General features: G+C 47.5%; 12 protein-coding genes. 1 reads left to right on the forward strand and 11 read right to left on the reverse strand.

Going from position 1 to position 22,270, the window contains the following annotated elements; genetic code table 11:
* Both rfbC and rfbG read right to left on the reverse strand, forming a co-directional pair.
* Complete coding sequence (rfbC, locus tag AC58UW_RS00395) at positions 1 to 546, reverse strand: dTDP-4-dehydrorhamnose 3,5-epimerase (protein ID WP_497418745.1); 546 nt, start codon at positions 544 to 546, stop codon at positions 1 to 3.
* Positions 536 to 1,651, reverse strand: coding sequence for a CDP-glucose 4,6-dehydratase (gene rfbG / locus AC58UW_RS00400; RefSeq protein WP_497418746.1), 1,116 nt, complete (start codon positions 1,649 to 1,651; stop codon positions 536 to 538). Before rfbG ends, rfbC begins: the two co-directional genes overlap by 11 nt.
* 202 nt (positions 1,652 to 1,853) lie before the next feature.
* Here rfbG and AC58UW_RS00405 point away from each other — a divergent pair, with 202 nt between their 5' ends.
* Positions 1,854 to 2,333 (forward strand): hypothetical protein, encoded by a 480-nt coding sequence (locus AC58UW_RS00405; RefSeq protein WP_497418747.1) that lies wholly within the window; start codon positions 1,854 to 1,856, stop codon positions 2,331 to 2,333.
* 152 nt (positions 2,334 to 2,485) lie between these two features.
* Here the strand turns inward: AC58UW_RS00405 and ppdK are convergent, their stop codons facing one another.
* The 9 genes from ppdK to AC58UW_RS00450 form a co-directional block, all read right to left on the reverse strand.
* Positions 2,486 to 5,170: a pyruvate, phosphate dikinase gene (ppdK, locus tag AC58UW_RS00410; RefSeq protein ID WP_497418748.1), complete on the reverse strand. Its 2,685-nt coding sequence runs from the start codon at positions 5,168 to 5,170 to the stop codon at positions 2,486 to 2,488.
* Positions 5,167 to 5,352 carry a GapA-binding peptide SR1P gene (locus tag AC58UW_RS00415; protein WP_497418749.1) on the reverse strand — a complete coding sequence of 62 codons (186 nt, stop codon included), beginning with the start codon at positions 5,350 to 5,352 and terminating at the stop codon, positions 5,167 to 5,169. The genes ppdK and AC58UW_RS00415 overlap by 4 nt, the downstream gene beginning before the upstream one ends.
* On the reverse strand, positions 5,331 to 6,386 hold the full coding sequence (gap, locus tag AC58UW_RS00420) for a type I glyceraldehyde-3-phosphate dehydrogenase (protein WP_497418750.1): 1,056 nt from the start codon (positions 6,384 to 6,386) through the stop codon (positions 5,331 to 5,333). The genes AC58UW_RS00415 and gap overlap by 22 nt, the downstream gene beginning before the upstream one ends.
* 1,118 nt (positions 6,387 to 7,504) lie before the next feature.
* A complete protein-coding gene (locus tag AC58UW_RS00425; RefSeq protein ID WP_497418751.1) occupies positions 7,505 to 11,953 on the reverse strand; it encodes an endo-alpha-N-acetylgalactosaminidase family protein in 4,449 nt (1,482 codons plus the stop codon).
* Positions 11,954 to 12,167: 214 nt separating this feature from the next.
* Positions 12,168 to 16,937: a DUF4073 domain-containing protein gene (locus AC58UW_RS00430; RefSeq protein WP_497418752.1), complete on the reverse strand. Its 4,770-nt coding sequence runs from the start codon at positions 16,935 to 16,937 to the stop codon at positions 12,168 to 12,170.
* A gap of 416 nt (positions 16,938 to 17,353) precedes the next feature.
* Positions 17,354 to 19,042 (reverse strand): response regulator transcription factor, encoded by a 1,689-nt coding sequence (locus AC58UW_RS00435; protein WP_497418753.1) that lies wholly within the window; start codon positions 19,040 to 19,042, stop codon positions 17,354 to 17,356.
* A 30-nt stretch (positions 19,043 to 19,072) separates the two neighbouring features.
* A complete protein-coding gene (locus AC58UW_RS00440) occupies positions 19,073 to 19,969 on the reverse strand; it encodes a carbohydrate ABC transporter permease (RefSeq protein ID WP_497418754.1) in 897 nt (298 codons plus the stop codon).
* A 1-nt stretch (position 19,970) separates the two neighbouring features.
* Positions 19,971 to 20,852: a carbohydrate ABC transporter permease gene (locus AC58UW_RS00445; protein ID WP_497418755.1), complete on the reverse strand. Its 882-nt coding sequence runs from the start codon at positions 20,850 to 20,852 to the stop codon at positions 19,971 to 19,973.
* Between the two features lie 67 nt (positions 20,853 to 20,919).
* Complete coding sequence (locus AC58UW_RS00450; protein WP_497418756.1) at positions 20,920 to 22,239, reverse strand: ABC transporter substrate-binding protein; 1,320 nt, start codon at positions 22,237 to 22,239, stop codon at positions 20,920 to 20,922.
* Positions 22,240 to 22,270: the final 31 nt, after the last annotated feature.

Raw genomic sequence — 22,270 nt, forward strand, 5'->3', positions numbered from 1 at the left:
TCAATCTCTCCTTTTTAATGTATCTAACGCTTGCAGCCGTTGATCCTTAGCCGAAATAATTGGCTGATCAACAGGCCATGGAATTTGAAGCGAAGCATCATTCCACATAATGCCACCTTCATGCGCTGGTGAATAAACATTGTCTACCTTATAGACAACCTCGCAATTGTCCGATAAGGTACAAAAACCATGCGCAAAACCGGGAGAAATATATACCATTGCAAAATTATCCTCCGTCAACACCCTGCTTTCATAGCAGCCAAAGGTGGGGGAGTCTTGTCGTACATCTACAAACACATCTAAGATCGATCCTCTGCTTACCCATATAAGCTTCGTTTCTGCATGTGGCTCGCGTTGAAAATGCAGCCCCCGAATCGTACCTTTCTGCTTGGAAAAAGAGCGGTTTTCTTGCACCCAATTGCGGTGAAGGCCATGCGCCATCATGGTGTTGACATCATACAGACGGGTAAAATAACCGCGATGATCGGTATTGGGAGCTAATGTGATGTCATAAATCCCCTGGAGATTACCAGGTTTAATGATCATGAGATTCACTTCCCTCAACATATTCCTGTATTTGTTTGCTGCAAAGCTCCCTGCAATCTCCCAACTGGTCGTAGGCTTTGACCCATTCAATCGATTTGGAAATCGCCATATCGAGGTTCCAGCGAGGTGACCACTTCAGCAGATTGCGGGATTTCGTGCAATCTAATCGCAAAACATGCGCTTCATGCGGATGCTCCGCTGAATCGATTTGATAGGCTGCCTGATCTCCCCATTTCTTGCACAAGCTGCTTACTACTTGCTCAACTGCAATCGTATCTTCCTCATTGGGGCCAAAATTCCACGCCTGTGCATATTGCTTGTCTTCATACACATGCTGGGCCAACAACATGTAGCCATGCAGCGGCTCAAGCACATGCTGCCAAGGGCGAACGGCTTGCGGATATCTCAGCTTAACCGGCTCCCCTTGAAGGATAGCTCGAAAGCAATCGGGAAGCAGCCGATCCTCTGCCCAATCCCCGCCGCCAATCACATTGCCGGCTCTCACCGACGCAAGCGCAACAGGCTCGCTCCACTCTCTTTCTTCCTTTGCATAAATGTGCCGATAGCTGGTTACGATCAATTCCGTTAAAGCTTTGCTGTTCGAGTAGGGATCACCGCCGCCTAAACGATCTGTTTCACGGTATCCTCTCGCCTCATCCAATTGTGAATAAACCTTATCGGTTGAAACATGGATAACAGCCTTGATTGGCACACCGTTTCTCTTAGCTTGGCGCACCGATTCTAGTAAATTAATCGTACCCATCGTATTAATCTCATAGGTTTCTATGGGATTTAAATAAGAGGCTCGAACCAGCGGTTGAGCAGCCAAGTGAAAAACGATGTCCGGGGCTGCTTCTATGATGGCTTCGGATAACGCCGACATATCGCGGATATCAGCGGTGTATGACGATACGATCTCCTTCATTCTACAAAGCTCAAACAAGCTCGGTTCCGTAGGCGGCTGTAAGGAATATCCGGTCACGTTAGCTCCCATGCCTTGCAACCATAAGCTTAACCAAGTTCCTTTGAACCCTGTATGACCTGTGACAAATACACGCTTGCCCTTCCAGAAGTCGGAGTTAATCCGAATCCGGTTATCTGGCATCTTTGTCCCTCCTCCCAATTCGGTCGTCTTGATAGAGAAACAGTTTCTATCAAATGTTTTTCATATCAAAATATCGTATGTTCACTAGAACAAACCCGAAAGAGACAAAAATCTAGTCTATGAAAATAAAAATAATAAGCTATCATCCAATCACATCAGCTACAACATACATACGATAGATACTAGAGAGGAGGGATAGCAGATGAGTCAACTTTTAGAAAAACTTGAAGAGATGCTTAAACAACTTCCAGGTGGAGTAACGGAAGGCCCTGTTGGCGCGGTTTTACAAAAACTCGGTGAAGTCCAAGCTGCTTTGGATGCAAACATGGATAACCCAACAAGCTCCCAGTGGCTTAACCAGCTTCAAGCCGAATTGAGCAAATTGAATTTAGGCGAAGGCACTATGACAGACATGCAAAACATTCTTGATCAAGTCAAAAGTTTTGCTGGTACAAACGTTTTGCCAGGAACAGCCATTCCCGCAGTGCTTGAAGCCGTTCGTCAATTCGTAGCGCAACTCAATGTAACAAACCCAACTCCAGAATCGATTTCTGCAGACTTAGCAGCACTTCGCGGACTTGCTTCTCAAATTGAAGCTATTTTGCTTGGTCAAATGGGCACAATGAACTTGAACCAAGACACAATCACAGGCTTGCTGAAACAATTCAAACTTGTGAAGTAATAAAAAAGAGACCGTCCCGAGTAGATTTTTCTACAAAAGGATGGTCTTTTATTTTTCAGTGCTATGAAATGTGCGATTGGGGAACTACAGGGTGTTATTTTGGCCAAATGGCTGCTTTCAGCTGAATAGCGGACTCCAATTCCCCATCTACGTCATATCGCTTTAGCGACATCACTTGCTCCAGACTCGCCATACAAGAGAAACGCCTGAGCAGCGGCTATCCGAGCTAAAGGAATCCGGTACGGCGAGCAGCTTACATAATCTAATCCGATCCGATGGCAGAAAAATATCGATTCCCTGTCTCCACCATGTTCCCCGCAAATGCCTGTTTTTAACGACGGCTTCACTAGACGACCTACATTCACCGCTAGTTCAATTAATTGACCGACGCCTTCGGTGTCGAGCACCTGAAACGGATTATGCGGCAGCAGCTTGTGATTGACATAATGGGTCAGAAACTTCCCTTCCGCATCATCTCGGCTATAGCCAAACGTCATTTGCGTCAAATCATTCGTGCCAAATGAGAAGAAATCGGCATGAGCTGCAATCTGGCGTGCAGTTAATGCGGCTCGTGGCACTTCAATCATCGTCCCTACTTTGTAAGGACATTCACGCACTTTATCTTTCCCTAGCACCTGCTGTGCAACGAAGTCAACTAGTTCTCTAAGAATTTTCAATTCGTTGGCATGGCCGACGAGTGGGATCATGATTTCCGGGTGCACTCGGACACCTGCGTCAATACACTTGGATGCTGCGCGGAAAATAGCCTCAATCTGCATATCGTAGATTTCTGGATACACAATGCCTAATCGGCAGCCCCGCTGTCCCAGCATGGGGTTCGCTTCATGCAGCGCTTGCACTTTACGGAGCAGGCAGGCGACTTCGTCTCTTTCCTTGATGGAACCGTCACGCTCGTACGTCAACTGCGCATGCTTTCTTTGCAAATCATCAAGGTTAGGTAGAAACTCATGCAGCGGTGGATCAAGCAGGCGAATCGTTACCGGGAGGCCATCCATCTGCTCGAAAATACCCTCAAAGTCAGACTGCTGCATGGGAAGCAGTTGGGCAAGCGCCTTCATGCGCTCCTCCTTATCTTCTGCAAGGATCATGCGCCTGACAACAGGCAGGCGAGCCGGGGAGAAAAACATATGCTCCGTTCGGCATAACCCAATTCCCTCGGCGCCAAGCTGTCTTGCGATACCGGCATCGTGCGGATTATCCGCATTCGCAAATACCTTCAGCGTGCGAATCTCATCCGCCCACTTTAGAATTACGAGCAGCTCATCCGTCATTCGCGCTTCTTGCAAAGGCATGGCCCCAGTAATGACGCGACCGGTGGCGCCGTCCAGCGTGATCCATTCCCCTTCTTCTAGAAGCCTGTTCTGCGCAAACATGCGCTTCTCTTCTGGGACGATTCGAATCTCTTCACAGCCGCACACGCATGGCTTACCCATCCCTCTAGCAACTACTGCCGCATGGCTCGTCATTCCGCCCCGACTTGTAAGCACGCCCTCCGCAGCGATAACGCCATGAATATCCTCCGGCGTCGTCTCGGTTCTGGCCAGGATGACTGCCCTGCCGGCCCGAACCCATTCTTCCGCCGTATCGGCATCAAATACGAGCTGGCCAACCGCTGCGCCCGGCGAAGCTGGAAGCCCAACCGCCAACACATCGCCAACTGCCGTTTCATCGATTCCTCTATGAAGCAGTTGATCCAAATGCAGCACCTCAATACGATTGACGGCGTCCTGCTTTGTCAACACGCCTTCATGCACCAAATCAACAGCTATCTTAAGCGCAGCCTGAGCATTCCTTTTGCCGCTTCGCGTTTGAAGCAAGTACAACTTATTATTTTCCACAGTAAATTCAATATCTTGCATATCCTTGTAATGCATCTCAAGCTGCTTAGAGGCACTTACAAGCTGCTCATAAATAGCAGGCATTTCCTCTTGAAGTGCGGCAATTGCGAGCGGTGTTCGGATCCCAGCGACTACATCTTCCCCTTGTGCATTGATTAAATATTCACCAAAAAACGTGTTCTCTCCTGTGGACGGATTTCTCGTAAAGACGACACCTGTGCCGCAATTGCCTCCCATATTGCCAAAAACCATACTCTGCACATTGGCAGCCGTTCCCTGCTCATCCGGAATCCGATTCATTTTACGATAAATTTGAGCTCTTGCATTGTTCCACGATTTGAAAACAGCTTCAATCGCCAGCTTCAATTGTTCATAAACATTCTGCGGGAAGGCTCGGCCCGCTCTGCTCAACATACACGCCTTATAATCCTCAATTAGCTCCTTCCACCCGTTAGCTGTCACATCCTGATCCAGGTGAGCTCCCTCTTTCTCTTTCAGACGATGCAGCAAACTCTCGAAATGACCAGGCTCTATGCCAAACACGACGCTGCCAAACATTTGCAACAAGCGCCGGTAACAGTCATAAGCAAACCTTTCGTTGTTTGTAAGCGTAGCCAATCCTTGCACGGTTCTATCATTCAATCCCAAATTCAATATCGTATCCATCATACCTGGCATCGAGCTTACTGAACCGGAACGCACAGAAACAAGCAGCGGATTATTTGCATCACCAAATGTCTGATTTTTCTGTTTCTCTAGCTGATTAAGCGATTCTTCGATTTGCTCAAGATGTGCATCCGATAGCCGATTTCCCTTTTCAAAAAAGGCTAAGCATGCTTCCGTCGTAATGGTGAAGCCAGGAGGAACGGGAAGGCCGGCGCGCGTCATTTCCGCTAGATTGGCCCCCTTTCCGCCAAGAAGAGCTATCATTGAGGCATCTCCTTCGTGAAAGGGGACCACTTGTTTCTGCGTTGTCATTTCGCTGCCTCCTTATTGTTTTCTTTACATGCACATGCTTGGCACACCACATAAAACTTTTTGTAGCCATCAGTAGGCAGCGTTGCAAGTACTTCATTACACGATTTACAAATAATAAGGCCAAGTTCATTTCGCCACGCAGCTATCGCCGCTTCCATTGTTACACTGTTTGAATGAGACATGACGTTCCCTCCTTTTCATGCGTGCGTTCTGCACGAGAGATATAGGCTACTGCGTCTATGACTCGGCAAGCGTAGCCCCATTCATTGTCATACCAGGCCAAAAGCTTAATGTGATCATCCTTCGTCATAATCGTAAGACCGTCTATAATAGCGGATTTGTCATTTCCGATGTAATCTGCTGAAACTAGAGGCAACTCGTTGTAGTCTACAAAGTCCCCCATTGGGCCGGCAACTGCCTGTTTCATGACCAGCTTTACTTCCTCGATTTGTACGTTGCGACCAACTACCACTTGAAGATCCAACAGTGAAACATCCTGTGTCGGCACACGAACCGAAACCCCTTGAATATGCTCAGCAAGATGCGGCAAAACATCGACTAACGCTTTCCCCACCCCGGTAGAGGTCGGAATAATGGCATTCGTGCAAGCACGGGCACGGCGTAAATCTTTATGCGGATTGTCCAAATGGTTCTGATCATTCGTGAAGGCATGCACCGTTGTCATCCATCCCATTTTGACTTGAAAAGCCTGATCCAAGAGGTGCAAGATAGGCGCTATACAGTTCGTTGTACAAGAGGCTGCGGATATCAAGCGATGCTGCAATGGATCGTACTTATCTTCATTGACCCCCATAACCATCGTCAGATCCATATTTGTTCCTGGAGCCGTAACGAGAACCTTCTTGGCACCTGCGAATAGGTGGCGCTCTGATCCATGCCGATGATTAAACTTCCCCGTGGCATCGACAACCATTTCGACGCCCAATTCTCTCCAAGGCAACAAATCTGGCTCTCTTTCGCAAATAACGCGAATCAATTGTCCGTTAATGCTGAGCAGGTTATCTGGAGTCACTTCGATGATGGCGTCCCAAGTGCCGTGCACGGAATCGTATTTCAACAAATGGGCCAATACGTGAATGGGACAAGTTGAGTTTACTACTGCTATGTGGAAATCCTGCTGCGAACTAGTCAAAGCTTTTCTCAAGACGAGCCTTCCAATTCTTCCAGTACCGCTGAGTCCAACTCGCATCTCCATCCCCCTCACCTCATTTAGTACGTCATAAATGTATCATATATTAATATAATACACAATATATATTTGCTGACTTAGGTTAAAACAGGCTATTAACGTATGGATGAGAGTAGAGTGATTATATATTACGTCATATATAAGAATCATCATTCATAGTCAAGTTGCGATAGCAACCACATGCTATGTTGTACTTTGTGCAACCATTTGCCTAAAATTCGGCCTCTGTAAGCCCTATGTTGTACTTTGTGCAACCATTTAAGCACTAAACTGCTTAAATCTCACCTTTTCGCTACAAATGGTTGTATATTGTGCAACGAAAAACCGCATTCGCGGTCAAGCCACGCCAATATGTTGTATTAAATGCAACATAAGCCTTCGAATTTGAACATGCTACTCAGACGTCCCCTCGTCTCCTCATCCCATCACACCACTACTCATCACTCTCTCATCTCTTCACACTATTTACTACTCAACACCCTCTCTCATCCCATCACACCATTTACTACTCAACACCATCTCATCCCATCACACCATTTATTACTCATCACCCTCTCTCATCCCATCACACCATCTACTACTCAACACCCTCTCTCGTCCCATCACACCATTTATTACTCAACACCATCTCATCCCATCACACCATTTTCTACTCAACACCATCTCATCCTGTCACACCATTTACTACTCAACACAATTTCATCCCATCACACCATCTACTACTCATCACCCTCTCTCATCCCGTCACACCATTTACTACTCATCACCTTCTCATCCCGTCACACCATTTATCGCTCATCACCCTCTCTCATCCCCCCAACTCCCATCATTTAAACTTTAACGGGAAAATGTACTGCTAATTTGTTCATATCTGCTGCTATCGATCCATTAAATGGAAATCATCCTTCTAATTCCTCAAATTCCGTCAGAAACGAGGCGAATCGGCTAAATTTACTGCACAATTTCCAGTTATTTCATTAAAGTTTCACTCCGCGCCATTTTTAACAGTAGAAATTCCAGTTACTCCGCCAGCGAACATCAATAAAGGTAAGCGAAGCTTATCCCCAAAACATCTATATTAAAAAATACCGCCAGGATGAAGTTCCATCCTGACGGCATAAGCGTTATTCGATGATTTGACTTGCCACTCTCACAAGATCGTCTAAATCGATTTTGTTATCACCAGTAACATCGGCTTTCTTCACAAGCATCCAATCTGGGCTGCTCGCATCTTTACCATAGTTGGCTGCGATCATGGCAAGGTCGCCGATCGACACTTTGTTGTCGCCGTTGATATCGCCAGGCGTGCCAGGAGGAGGTGTTGTGATCGAAACGTTCGCCGATCCAAGCTTTGTGTTCGTCTCGTTCCCTGCTGCATCCCCAAGAACCGCCAGTTTAACGGAAAGAAGAGCTGTTGCTGGTTGCGTGATGTCTTTCGCTTTAAAGGTCATCTCAAGCACATCGCCGCTACCGCTGATTGCATGACCAGCGCCCTGGCTCGCAAGGATAAAGCGAACACTGCCAGGCGTGGACTCCGATTGAGATACCAAGCTGATCCCCGTTTGAGCGGACTTGGCTGAAACAAGTTCCAACAGCGAAGTATCGTAGGTAATCGTTAAGTCCTGAGCGTAGACCGCTTCGGTAACATCTGATAAGCCTAGACGCGCCGTAAAGGTTTGACCCGTTTGAACCGAACTCGGTGCCAGTAACGCAGTCGCTGGTACGGTCACTGCTTTCGTGACACTAACCTGTGCTGTCGCATGGAAGCTGCCGTCCGCTGTTGTCGCTGTAATTTTCGCACTCCCCGCTTTAAGGCCTGTAACAATCGCCTTGCCATTCACAACCTCAACCTTTGCAATTGATGCGTTGCTGCTGGCCCATGTCACATTTTGGTTGGTTGCATTCTCAGGCTGCACCATTGCCTTTAACTCCTCAGTACCGCCTTCAGCGATGGAAACCGCCGTTTTATCGAGCACAACACCTGTCACAGCAGTCAATGTCTGATCTGTCACACGGATGTTATCTACAACAAGCTGGCCTCCGAGCTCGGCACTGCTGTTATCTGCGCCTTTCACAATAGCCAGATAAGCATTCTTGGCATTGTCTGTCGCGAACGTCAAGTCAACTGTGCTTGCTCCAGCTGGCAGCGTTTTGGTCGCCAGATCACGGACCGTGCCGTTATCGTTCACTCGAACGGCAACCGTATATTGATTCGCCGCATCCGCTTTCGCCTGCATTGTCAAATGATACGTTTTATTCGTGTCCAAACGCAGTGTTTGCGGCAATGTGCGCAGCCACTCACCAGTACCGCCTTCATTTGTTTTCAATGAGAAGCTGCCATCCAATACGTATGATTTCACTTGATTTCCATTTGTTTCAACCATGTGTGTTTGAACATTTCCTGCCTTCCCGTAGACGAAAGGTCCCCAAGCTTCATCGACATTCTCAAAATCTTCATTAAGTACCATGCCCGCTCCATCGGTTTTCCCCGGATTCTTCCATATCCGAACATCATCGAAGGAAACAACTCCGTCACCTGGTGCTACGTTAAGCGCTAGGGTTGCCGAATCGCTAACGGCATCAAAATTCACTTTCACACGTTGGAAGTTCGTGTTGTAATATTTATGCTGCGGAGCGAAGAACTTCAGTTTCGTATCTTCCAAGTAATTAGAAACTTCCTTGTCACCTTGTTTCACGCTAATGGCGGATTTGCGATCCGTTCCATATACATTCACCCAGACGGATGCGCTGTAGGTCTTTCCGGGCTCAAGTCCTGTGATAACCTGCTCCACCTTCGCATCTTGAGAGCCTTTTATTTCCAGATAATCGTCAGCGTTGCTATTTTTCTTGAAGCTGATGTGATCCGTTGTTCCAGCGGAAGACGATTTGTTCCAAGTCCCCCACTTATGGCTGTCAAAGCCTGGATCTTTGACCGGACTGCCATCGCCCCAGATCGTTTCCGCCTCTTGCGGCGCTGCTGTTTTGTACAGCACATAACCGACATTGGACTCGGCTGTCAGAGTCACTTGCCCATTCGATACGCTCACGTCCCCAACGAACTGACGATCTACATCAGTAAGCTTATACAGCTTCGCAGTCTGTACGCCGCCCCATGAGGCAGGGAGTTTCCATGTTGTGCTGCCGCCAGCCGGATTCCAGTGGTAAATTTTATCTTCTTTCACCGGATCCCAAGGGATGAATACCGTACTGTTACTCACATTGCTAGAGTCTGTCATAATCGCAATATCATTGCCGTCTTTGGTCAAATGAATTTTCCCATCCCCAGCTCGTGCCACGGATACATTTCCTTCAAAATCCACACGATCGTTCGTCATTTTCATAATCGGGAAATACTGCATGTACTTCGTCGGCAAGTTTTGGTTAAAAAACGTTTTCGTCACTTCTTGATAGCTGTAGAATTGTGAGTTAGGCTGCCAATAACCGACACCGGACTGCTTATTGCCTTTCAAAAGCGGATCGCTCATGAACCCGTCCACATTACTGTTTCGAATAAAACGAACGATTTTGCTGTTGTCCCCTTCATTCGGGTAGCCCGGATCTGTCCCCCAGTGAACCCATGCCGCTTGTTCTTGCAGCGGACCGGCAAATTCGGTGCCGAGCATCCAGCCGTTGCCGTTAACGTAATCGGCCAGCTTCTTCGCATTCCATCCTGCTCCTGTATAAACATCAACATAGACGAAGTCGAGATTGTCTCCTGTATCTGCTTTCAGCATATCCAAGCGACGTTTCAGTTCGCCGGACTCAATGTCCTTGCGCTGATCCACATAGTAGGCCTGATCGAGCCAGCCCCACCCTTTGCTCAGCGGTGCAATCATGTTGGCCATCTTGGTTTGGAAGGCATCCAAATGGTACTCCGTGGCGTTGATATGCACGCCGCCCTTGATGTTATACTTCTTGCCTTCCGTCAGGAAGTAGTTGAAATCATCCTTCCCGCCCTGGCGAATACCAATATGGCCGCCATAGTCGGGATGCGAGTCATCGTGTCCTTCCGCTTGATAACCCTTCTGCAGCACAATCTGTCCGAAGCCGTCGGTCAAGTGAGCGATTTTCTTGCCATGGTCCAGCGAGCGAAGGAACGGCATAGCTGTCGTTGCGATATTCATGCTGATCCATGAAATGTTATCTTTAATCATATCGCTGCCATGCGGCATATCGGAGTGACTGCGGTACACAATGGCACCATCCTGCCAGTCCAAAACACCGTCTTGATTAGCGTCAGGGGTAATAATGACTTTCGACCAAGGCAGCGCTTCTGGCGCTGGAGCGACCATGCTTTCACGGTACGTCCACGCGCCGTTCGCGAGCGCTGCAACCTTCTCGCCTGGCGCTGCATCTGATACACTGGTGCGCACTTTATCGTTGCCATTGATGACATTATTGACAATCGTTGCCGCCAATTTATCGGAATTGACGAACCCGAAGGTACGTCCGCTCGGATTCAAGTTCTGCGCCCCATTTTTCAAATCGTTGTATTCCTCAAAAACTTTATTCCACTCGCCAGTAAACCACGCTGCTGTCTCCTGTGCTTTTGGCTGTGTCGAAGAAACGGAGACCAAACTATGATTCGGGAATTCAATGGTTTTTACTTTCGTCGTTCCGTTCTCCTGGATCTCGGTGAACTTCAGGTCGAGCGTATTGTCCACCACTTCCATTTTCACCTTCATTTGAACAGCGAGCTCTTCCACATTCAGCGTATAGATAACGCTATTGCCTACTTTTTCCGATGTTGTCTTCGGCCAGTATTCTTCTCCGTTTATTTTCACTGCGTATAGATAATTCTTCTGCCCGTTCATGACAGCACCGGTTGCTTTCCATATATAGTTGTCTACGCGTGGGAATGTACTGTCCAACTCCGCTTTCAAGGTGCCCGATTCAATGATGTAGTTAACCGCATTCGGATCTGGCTGTGGAGGCGTTGGCTTCGTGTAGGGTGTGTACTTGGTATCGTCGAGGTACATCGTTTTACTGTCGAACCACGTTCTCATTCCGATTTTGCCGGGAGCGGATGGCATCCCTCCAACCGTTGCGGCTGCAACCTTCTCCCCGTCGATCCATAAAATAATATCCGAATCTACATACCTGATTTTGATATCATAGGTTTGGTTGGTCGACATGGTCTTGGAAGCGATGTTGCCATAGGATTCCGTCCCATTTTTATAGTAATAGTAGAGCCAGGTACCGTTGTCATAGACTATCCCGGCAAAATTATTTACATCAACATACCGAAACAAAAAGCCATACCGACCTTGCCCGCTCTCGACCTTCAGTTTCGTTTCTAGCTCGGCGTTCTGATAGGAGGGCGAATTGTCATCCACCATCAATGTCACCCCGGATGTAACAACTTTGAGCGCATTATTCACTACGCTGAAAGTGGCGTTACCGGAGGTTTTCTTCCAACCGCCAATCTGTCCGTTATTATAGTCTTGGAAATAAGCCTCTCCATCAGCAGCTAGAGCTGTTCCACTTGGGATGACCGTATACATTTGGAGAGCAGTTAGTAAAGCTAAAGATACCGTGACACCTTTTTTCAACTTGGGACTACTGGATTTCATTCCTGCAACCACCCTTCTAAATAGGTTTCCATTCGCGAACTTTCGACATGATACGACATGTATCATGTCGGTCGCGGGGTACCGCTTATTTGCTTCTCTGGCCTGTCTCCATCATACTTCTAATGGAAACGCATACAAATGATCTTTTTTGCTTAAGTTTTGATGTTTTTTGAACCGGGCTACCCTCCCCATAATGAGCGGGCAGCCTGGGTGATTATTCTAATATTTTGGCCGCTGCTGCCGCAAGATCATCAATATCTACTTTGTGATCATGATTAATATCCGCTGAATTGTATTGATTCCAATCCGAATCTGCATCTGTTTTTCCATAAGCAGCAGCTATCATAGCTAAGTCTCCGATCGATACTTTCCTGTCTCCGTTCAAATCGCCGACGATGGAATTAACGGTAATTTGAACACGAAGAGAGCTGACAGGCACGGAAGTTTCTACGCCGTCCCCATTTGCAATTTTCAGGTTAGATAGTGTGAAATTTGCGCTTTGCGCATGTAAAATCGTTTGGGCTTTCCAATGCAGCTGCAGCATGTCGCCATTCGCATTAGCCGAATTTACACCCGTACTTGCTGTAATAAATCGAATCTGGCCAGTCTTTCCTGCTTGTTTGACAATGACCAAACCATCTTTGAGAGATTCTGCGGAAAGGAAAGTCACAAGTTCAGGATTATAAGTAATCGTTACATCCTGTGCATATACCTCCCCTGCATGATTCAGTCCGTACACTGCGGTAAATGGAGCACCTGCTGCAACTGAGCCCGGGCCTGTCAAAGAAGCTGCCAGTTCGATTGGATTCGCTGTAAACGTAAGCGATTTCGTCAAACCTGCTGCGTTTGTTTCATTCGCTGCAACGCGAACCAATACGGTTTGATTTCCGCTAAACGTTGGAATTTGAGCGGCATGATACGTGGTGTAACTCAGCCCGCCGTCTACGGAGTATTCCATGTTTTCGTCTGCGCCAATAATGACATTGCTTGCGTCGTCAGCCGTTACACTCGGTGCTGCTATTGCCGGCGTATAAGCGAAGGCATCGATTGCGCCAATTTTATCCACGGCTTGCGCGCTTTTTGTCCCTTTGACTACAACCTTTATCGTATGCTGCCCAGCCGGAAGCCCTGTCTTACTGAAGAGGACTACCTGCTTGATGGTGCTAGGCGCATAACTATCAATATCCGCTTGAACCAGCAAGCCGTCCACATACACATCGACATTTCCCATATTCCTCTGTTTCATACTGATCAACTGAATGGAGGTGCCGGTAAACGTAAATTGTGCCGAATCGCCAGCGGTACTGCTATATTTCTCAGTACCGTTATAATCCCCGCCGTCGCTGTAATTGTTCCACGAACCCGTGTATACAACAGCCGCATCGCGATCATCGACTTTTATTAATTGTACGCCGCTGCCCGCTTTCGCCACAGTCACTTGAGCAGTCGCGTGAAAGCCACCGTCTGCACTAGTAGCCGTAATATCGGCGCTTCCCTCTTTTAAACCTGTGATAACGGCTTTGCCACCAACAACCTCAACTTTGGCAACGAGTGGATTACTGCTTGCCCAGCTAACGCTCTGATTTGTCGCATTCGCCGGCTGAATTGTGGCGGTTAATTGGGCCGTTTCATTCTCTTTTAGTGCAACAACCGGATTATCCAACGTAATGCCTGTTACTGAGATGTTGGAGGCCGGCCTAGTGTTCGTATACGTGACGTCATCGATGAACATCACTTTGCTATCGAACCACGTTCTGAGCCCAATTTTACCTGGCACATTCAGTATATCTCCGACAGTCGCAGTGCCTACAAGCTGACCATCCACCCACAACTTCATCGTGGTATCAACGAAGCTCACTTTAACGTCATAGGTTTGGCCATTCGTCATCGCAACTGAAGCTAGATCGCCATAATGCTCGGTTCCGTCTTTCACGTAATACCACAGCCACTTGCCCAAGTCATAGATGACGCCAGCATAGTTGTTCACGTCATTGTACCGGAACAGCATCCCGACTCTGCCCGTTCCTGTCTGGATCTTCAGCTTCATAGCCAAATCAGCATCTTTATACACAGGCGAGTTATCGTCCACCATAATAGCTACAGGGGCGGAGACAACCTTCAAAGCGTTACTTTCTACACGGAACGTAGCGCTACCGGTCGTTGACGTCTTCTTCCATCCTCCAACCTCTCCGCTATCAAAGTTTTGCAAATAAACGTCGCCTATAAAGGTATAGGCAGTAGTCTCGGCACTTGTTGCAGATAAGGTCCCGCTCGCATCTTTGGACCATACAACGAAACGGTATAGCTGCTTCTCGCTAAGTCCGGTTACTTGAAGGCTCGTGCTAGCTGCCGCCACATCAATGCTTTTTACTTTACTCGTACCTTGATAAACGTCAACAACATAACCCGTTACGACAGCGCCGCTGCTCGGAGCCGTCCATTTCAGATCAACGTTGGTATCCGTATGCGCAGGCGACTCTACATTTGTCGGTGGAAGTGGCGGTGGTGTAACACTGGAGATAATGACATACTTTTGTCCAACTTCGGTATTGAACGTAATCATATCTCCACTAACGGTATAACTGACTGGTGTATTGTCCGTTTTTAAGACTTGAAACTGTCCGGTATGCGTAAAGGTCTTACTCTTCACTATGGCGGTATTTCCTTGTAAGGAAGTAATCGACGCACTCTTCAAAATCGTACCGTCCCAGCTCATATCCACATCAAAATTCCCTCTTGCCTTCAAGCCCATTACTTCCCCCTTGGACCAAGCCATGGGTAGAGCCGGCAACAAATCGATACTTCCCGTATGACTCTGCAAAAGCATTTCCGCAATCCCTGACGTTGCCCCGAAATTACCATCTATTTGGAACGGCGGACCAATATTGAATAGATTCGGGTATGTGCTGCTGTCAAGATGTCCACGGAGAATCTTCTCTGCGTGATCTCCGTCCAGCGTGCGAGCCCACATATTCAGTTTGTTGGCTCGGCTCCAACCTTCTGCTTCATCCCCGCGCTGCGTCAATGTCACCTTCGCAGCACTGAACAAGTCAGGGGTTGCCACGTTATTGATCATGTTACCGGGATATAAGCCTACAAGATGAGAGATATGGCGATGCGTATCATTCGGATCGTCAATATCCTCTTTCCATTCTTGCACTTGACCATATTTCCCGATTTTCGGCATAGAAAGCCTGCTTCGTTTATCGATCAGCTCGTTTCGAAAATCCGTATCAATCCCAAGAACCTCGCTCGCCTCAATGCAATTCGTAAACAATTGCCAAACCAATTCTTGGTCATACGAGTCTCCAATACTTAAGGAACCGTGCTCAGGCGAAACGCCTGGTGTAGATACCAAGGTGCCGTCCGTATCTGTTACGAGCGTTTTTGTCCAGAATTGTGCCGCTTCTTTCATGATTGGGTACAGCTTATTCTGCAAGTATGTCTTGTCGCCAGTGTACAAATATTTCTCCCACAGCTGCTGAGAAAGGAAAGCGCCGGCTGCCGGCTGCCATCCCCAGTTGCTGATATCCCAGCCTGGCGCTGTATAACCAAACACGCTTGTAAACGTATGAATCGTCCAACCTGGGCCCGTTACGCCATGATGCTTCTGGGCCGTAACCCGGCCCGGCTCCCGCAAGGAATCGATAAATTCCACGTAAGGAATCGCCGTTTCGCTTAAATTGGTTACTTCCGAAGGCCAATAGTTCATTTCAAGATTAATATTGGTGTGATAATCCGCTCCCCATGGGGGTGTTTTTGAATTATTCCAGACACCTTGCAAATTGGCGGGAAGCGAACCCTCGCGCGATGAGGCGATAAGCAGATACCGGCCGTATTGGAAGAACAGTGACTCCAGCGCGCTGGTGCGAGTGCTCCTATAATTCGCCAGCAGCTGGTCTGTCGGCATCGTTGCGATCTGATCATTTAAAAGAAGTGATACCCGTTTAAAAAGCTTCTGATAATCAGCCAAATGACGCGTCCGCAGCGACTCATACGTTTGAGACGAGGCTGCTGCCATGGTGTTGTTTACGGTAATGTGAGGATCTGTTCCCATATAATCGGGATAATGATTGGCATAGTCCGTTGCTGCCGACATAAGGATGGTCACAGAACTGGCTCCCGATACCGTCAGCTTTCCGCTGCCAGCCGTTACGCTGCCGTCATCCGATTGCACACGAAACTGCGATTCATAAGCCATATTATTATCAGCCAGCTTACCGCTTAGGGTCAGCGTATTGCCATTCGCCACGATAGAAGGGGACGTTTGCGGACTTGTAACCTTAATATCAAAGTTTAATTGATTCGGTTGACTGCTCGTAAGCCGCATCGCCATCACATGATCTGGGTAACTCATAAAATATTCACGTGTATAGTCAATTCCGTTCTGCTTGTATGTCACACGTGCTATGCCATCTTCGAGATCAAGCTCACGCCGATAGTCAGACACAGTCACAGAAGCAGGCAGCGCAAAATCAAAATAAATATCGCCGAAATTTTGATAATTTCCGAATTGCGGATAATCATTTAAGGTGCCTGTCAAATATTGTTCAGCAATCGCTGTCGCTCCGGATACATCCCCGCTCGCCAACTTCTGCCGCACGTCCTCTAAATGATCGGCTGCACCATCCCGGTTGCCATCTCTTCCGCCGCCAGCCTTAGAACGCGGGCCTCCGGTCCATAATGTTTTCTCGTTAAATTGGATATGCTCCTGTTCCACACCGCCATAAACCATCCCACCCATGTAACCGTTTCCAATCGGAAGCGCTTGTGTTTCCCAATCCGTTGCTGGCTGCCGGTACCATAACGACAAGTTATGAGCCGGGGCCGGGGCGGATCCTGTGTAAGTAACTGCTGCTGCCGCATGAGCCGTACTCAGCGGGAATACACTCGTAATGCCTGTAAAGCCGGAAGAGATACAAGCTGTCATCATGACGATTAGTACAGCTTTCTTTTTGAAAGGCGTCTTCAATAATCTACGCAAATCTATCACCCTTTCTGTTTTTGAGTTGCCTTGCCTGTTAAAAAGTTGATTTATTTCCTATTTTCAGTTCTACAAAATATGACTCATTACTACACGATACGACTTGTATCATAGAGGACGTGCAAGAATAAACGTCCTCTTCGTAGGACGAGCGTTTTCTTTGAGATCTTCCCTTCCATTCCCTCCCAAGGGGAACTACAAGGCGCTATTTTGCCGTTAAGCGGAGCTTCAGGCGGTTAAGAGGAACTACAGGGACTTATTTCTGCAATATGGGACCCATTTTCAGCGAAAATGCCGAAATAACGGACCTCAGTTCCCTCTCGCTCGCTCAAACGGCTAATATCGCTGAAATAGCGCCCTAGCGTTCCCTTATTCGCACTTTGCGCCCCGACCACAGTTCCTTTTCACACCCCGCCTCACTTCAGCAAACTTTCCCGATACAGCTTGGGGCTGTATCCCGTCGTTTTTTTGAACATCCGGCTGAAGTGCTCGACATTTAGATAACCTACGGTCTCGGCAATGTCAGTAATTTTAAAGCCTTTCTTCTTCATTAATCGCTTGGATTCCTCGATGCGCAAATGTGTTAAGTACTGGATGAAATTACTGCCGACTTCCTTCGTAAACTGCTTGCTTAAATAGCTTTCGCTGACGCCAACCATCTCGCTGATTAACGCCAGGTTTACGTCCTCCATGTAATGAAGATCAAGGAATTGTTTAGCTGTTGCCACTACAGTGCTGTAGCTGACTTCGGTTTTATGATTGCCATGAAGCCAGCTGTACAATTTTGTGCAGAGCCGATGCAGCCAGTTTTTCGTTTCCTCCAAAGTCTCGAGACTTCTCATATAGTCAAATGGATGCTGAAGCTCTTCCTCCAGCTCATCCCAACTTATGCCTTTGCGATACAGTAAGCCGCCGAGCTCCCAGAGCAAATTTTCAAGTGCAGCTTGGACTTCCTGGGGTTTCCACCCCCATGTTTGTCCCAGCAGCAGCTGCATTTGCTCAAACTCCCTGTTCCACAGTTCCGGGTTTGCCTGCTCCAGCAGCTGAGCGATCCCGGCACCGTTTGCTTTCAGCGTCAGCTGCAGCATGCGAACATGATCCTGACCAGCATTCGCTCCAGACCCAGCTCTTCCCTGATCCATACAGCTTTCGGGATAGAACACTTTGTTCCATCCGGCAAAAAAGCTCATCGCTGCCAAATGCGCTGCCTGCTGATGCAGGCGGTACCAATGCTTCGTTCCGCTGGCCAGCTCACTCACCCCGATAGATATCGACACATTCACATACTGAATAAGCCGAGTTTGCATCATGGCAAAGGCGGATTGCACTTTTTCGCGGATTACACTTTCACTTCGATACTGAGCCAGCGTACAAAACAGCACGTATTCCGTTTGGCTTTTGCGATAAATAAAATGCCGAATCGACATGGCGTCCAGCACCGTTTGCATCGATTGTCTAATAAAACGCTGCGTTTTGGCATCATTTATGCTGCGTTCCAGCCTGCTATTCGCTGATCCATGCGCGATGGTCATAACAGCAACTAACTGATTGGATTCACCAAGCCATTCCTGAGTGCCTGTCGCCACAACGGCTGCTGCATCCTCCTGCTGGTTCGGATCAAACGTGATGAGCTGACGAAGAATCTCATTTTTCGCGTCAATGTCGTCTTGGGCCTCACTAGTCGGCAGCGGTTTTAACGGAGGTTCTTGCTTACGAAGCTCGCTGATCGCTTTGAGAACGACAGGCACAAGATGCTCCTCATCCATATCCGCCTTGACGATGAAATCGATGGCACCGAGTAAAAAAGCTTCCCTAACATAGCTGTAATCGCTATAGGCGCTTAGCATGATCGTGACGGGTCTCCGCTTTTCCATAACGGCCGGGTAGGCCCGCAGCAGTTCGATTCCGCTAAGCCTCGGCATCTCGATATCCAGCAGCATGAGATCGATATCGTCACGCTGCTTCAGAATCTCAAGCGCTTCCGCTCCGTCGGCAGCTTCGACTTCGACCGCAATCCCCATATTTGGCCAATCAATCATATGTTGAAGTGCAAGGCGAACAAGCGGTTCATCGTCAACAATCATCATTTTAAGCAACCGATTCATCCTCCAATGGCCAAGTTGACTGACTCTACCTTATCCTTTAACAGCCCCATCCATGAGACCTTTGAAAATATAACGTTGAAAAACGATGTAAAAAATGGCGCTTGGCAGCAAAACAATCATAATTCCTGCGCATAGCTGAGATAAATCAGAGCTGCGCGTGCTGACAAAAGCCGTCAATGAAGTCGCGAGCGTTGCCAGCTTCGCGCTTGGCATGTAGAGCTGCTGGACGAAGATATCGTTCATTATTGTAACACTTTTTAGTATAGCTAGAGTAGCCGTTGCTGGCAGCAATAGCGGGAAAATAATAGAGCGGAAGATTCGCACGTAAGAAGCTCCGTCCAACATCGCGCTCTCGTCGAGCTGTACGGAAATCTTTTCGAGAAACTGCATGTAAATGTAGATCTGCATAATATCCGTTCCGATATAAATGAGCAGTGGTGCACCCAGTGTATTATAGACACCAAGAGCATGAATAAGCTGAAACCGGGCAATTTCCGTCGTATAGGCCGGAATGATCATCGCAGCCATAAACATAATGAGAATCACTTTTTTCAGACGGAACTGAAAGCGATTCAGCACATAAGCCGTCATCGTGCCGAGCAGCATATTCCCGAGCATGCTGCACACAACGAGCAGCACTGAGTTGCCCAGCCCACGCACCATATTGCCTTCTTTCAAGGCGCTAACATAGTTGTCGATATGCAGAAAGCTTCTCGGCAGAGAAAAAGGCGACGTTTCAGCCAGCTCCAAATTCGTCTTAAACGAACCGAATGCAACCAGCAGAATGGGTACGAAAACAATCGCCGCCATTAAGGTAAAAAGCACATAATAAACGATATGGCCTATTAATCGCTGTGAGCTCATCGAACGAGTCCGGCTCGGTACCTCCGGCTTATACGTTTGTTTCAATAACTGAGTACGTTCCATGTCAAGCTTCACTCCTGTCTTTCACGATCCATGCCTGCAGCGCTGAAAAAACAATAATTAAGAACAAAAGCATCACCGCCATTGACGAGGCCAAACCGTAGTTATTATACGTAAACGCCGTTTGCAACGAATATAAACCAAATGTCGAGCTTGCGCTGCCTGGACCGCCATTCGTCATGACAAGCGGAATGTCATATTGCAGAAGGGCTCCAGATACATTCATGAACAAAATAATTTCCACCACTCGGCGAATACCAGGCAAAGTTACAAACTGCTGCTGCTGCCAAAAGTTCGCCCCATCAATCTCGGCCGCTTCATAAAGATCCTTTGGAATCGACTGCAGTCCGGCTAGAAATAGGACGACATGGACACCACTGTAGCGCCATAGTGAAACTGCTACTAAGGAATAATTGACGACATTTGCGTCACTTAGCCAGCTTTGAATCCATGACTCTAATCCGATAGCTTTTAACAACTCATTAAGTGGGCCATTAATAGGATTGTATATGTAGCTGAACATATAGGCGACTGCAATTCCGTTAATAATGTAAGGCATTAGGACTGAGAATCGAAAAAATGCGCTCCCTCGCAGCACTCTGTTTAGCAGCACAGCCGTCACCAGTTCAAGCGGAATTGCAACGCTATGGAGCAAGAAATAGATCCCGTTATTCCTTATCGCATGCCAAGCTTCTGGGAAATCAAACAGCATGCGGACATAATTGTCGAAGCCAATGTACTTGAAGCTCGGGCTGTAGCCGTCCCAGCTAGTTAAGCTGTAGTGAAAAAGCTGCAGGGTCGGATAGATGAGAAACAATAGCAAGAGGGTAACCGGAACGAACAGAAACGAGAAAATAACGACTTTTTGCTGCATGCGATAATTCATATCATCACTCCTGTATATAAGAGAAGACACTATGCCAGTCGCCTAGGTAGTGCCTTCTCTTCGAAACTTATTTGTTCGATTCAACCGCTTTTTTCCACTTGTTGTTTAGCTCTTTCTCTAACGTATCAATTGGTTTGCCAGAGTAGATTTCTTGCGCCGCCTTTTTAAAATCAAATTGTGCTGCGCCGCTTACTTTCGCAAAAGCTTCATCCGTCGCAGAGTAAATGAACGGTTTAAACGGATATTTTTCTGTCCATTTATTGAAGAATGGAATTTCCGAGTTCACACCGTTAATCGTGGAGAACTGCTGGGCGCTATTGATATAGCCTTGGTAGACGTCTTTGCTGAACATCCACTCGAAGAACGCTTTTGCTTCTTCTACGTTTTTACTGTTTTTATTGATGCCGATGTTCATATCGGACAGCGTCATGGCAGTCAACGGCTCGCTCTCCGAGTTTCGGAAAGGAAGCGGGAACACGCCCAAATCTTCATCCGTTTTCACGCGATTGGCATAATCCCCGTAGTACCATTGGCCAGCAGCGATCATAGCTGCCTTCTTGGATTCAAACAGCTGTGTAGACTGATCGAAGGAGATCGAAAGTGCATCGGGTCCAGCTAACTTTTTGCTCGACATTTCTTTAATTACTTTGCCAACTTTATCAAATGTGCTGCCGTCTCCAAACGGTTCAGGTGTCTTGGCTAACGTACCCAGGTAGTTTTCATCGCCCGAAAGAATATGCGGTCCGAATTCCATAAACGGATAGAACGTCCAATCTTCCTTGCCTCCAATGGCAATCGGCGTGTATTTGCCGTTTGTTTTAATTTTCTCCATCGTAGACATGAACTCAGGCATCGTCTTTGGCACTTCCAAGTTCAGTTCTTTGAACACACTTGGATGGAAATAAACGAACTCAGAGAATGACACGAGAGGCGCTCCAAGAATTTTTCCATCAATTTTGGCCGGGAATTTATTATTTTTTGCTCCATTTAATTCATCGAGAGTCAGAAGTGACTGCTTGTAAATCTGCATATGCGCTGGCTTCAAGTAGAAGAGATCTGGCAAGTCGTTTGCCGCTAATCGCACTTTTAAGTACTGACCGCCATTGTCGGGGACTTTTTCCACTTCAACCGTTACGTTCGGCTTTAATTTGGTGTACTCTTTCACTTTCTCCTGCCAAAATGTCAAATCTCCTTTTGCGTCCCACATCGCCAGCTTCAGCTTAACAGGATTGGCCGGTTTCGGTGTCGGTGCTGCTGCCGCTTGGGATTCTACAGGCTTGGTAGATGCCGCCGGCTGTGTAGCCGTGTCTTTGCCGCAACCTGTCAAGGTGCTAAGCAGCATGATCCCGCTGACTAATGCTGTGCCTACTAATTTTCTTTTTCCCATCTTCGTTACCCCTCCAATGATTGATTCAATA

It is taken from the genome of Paenibacillus sp. J22R160 (genome assembly GCF_059692135.1).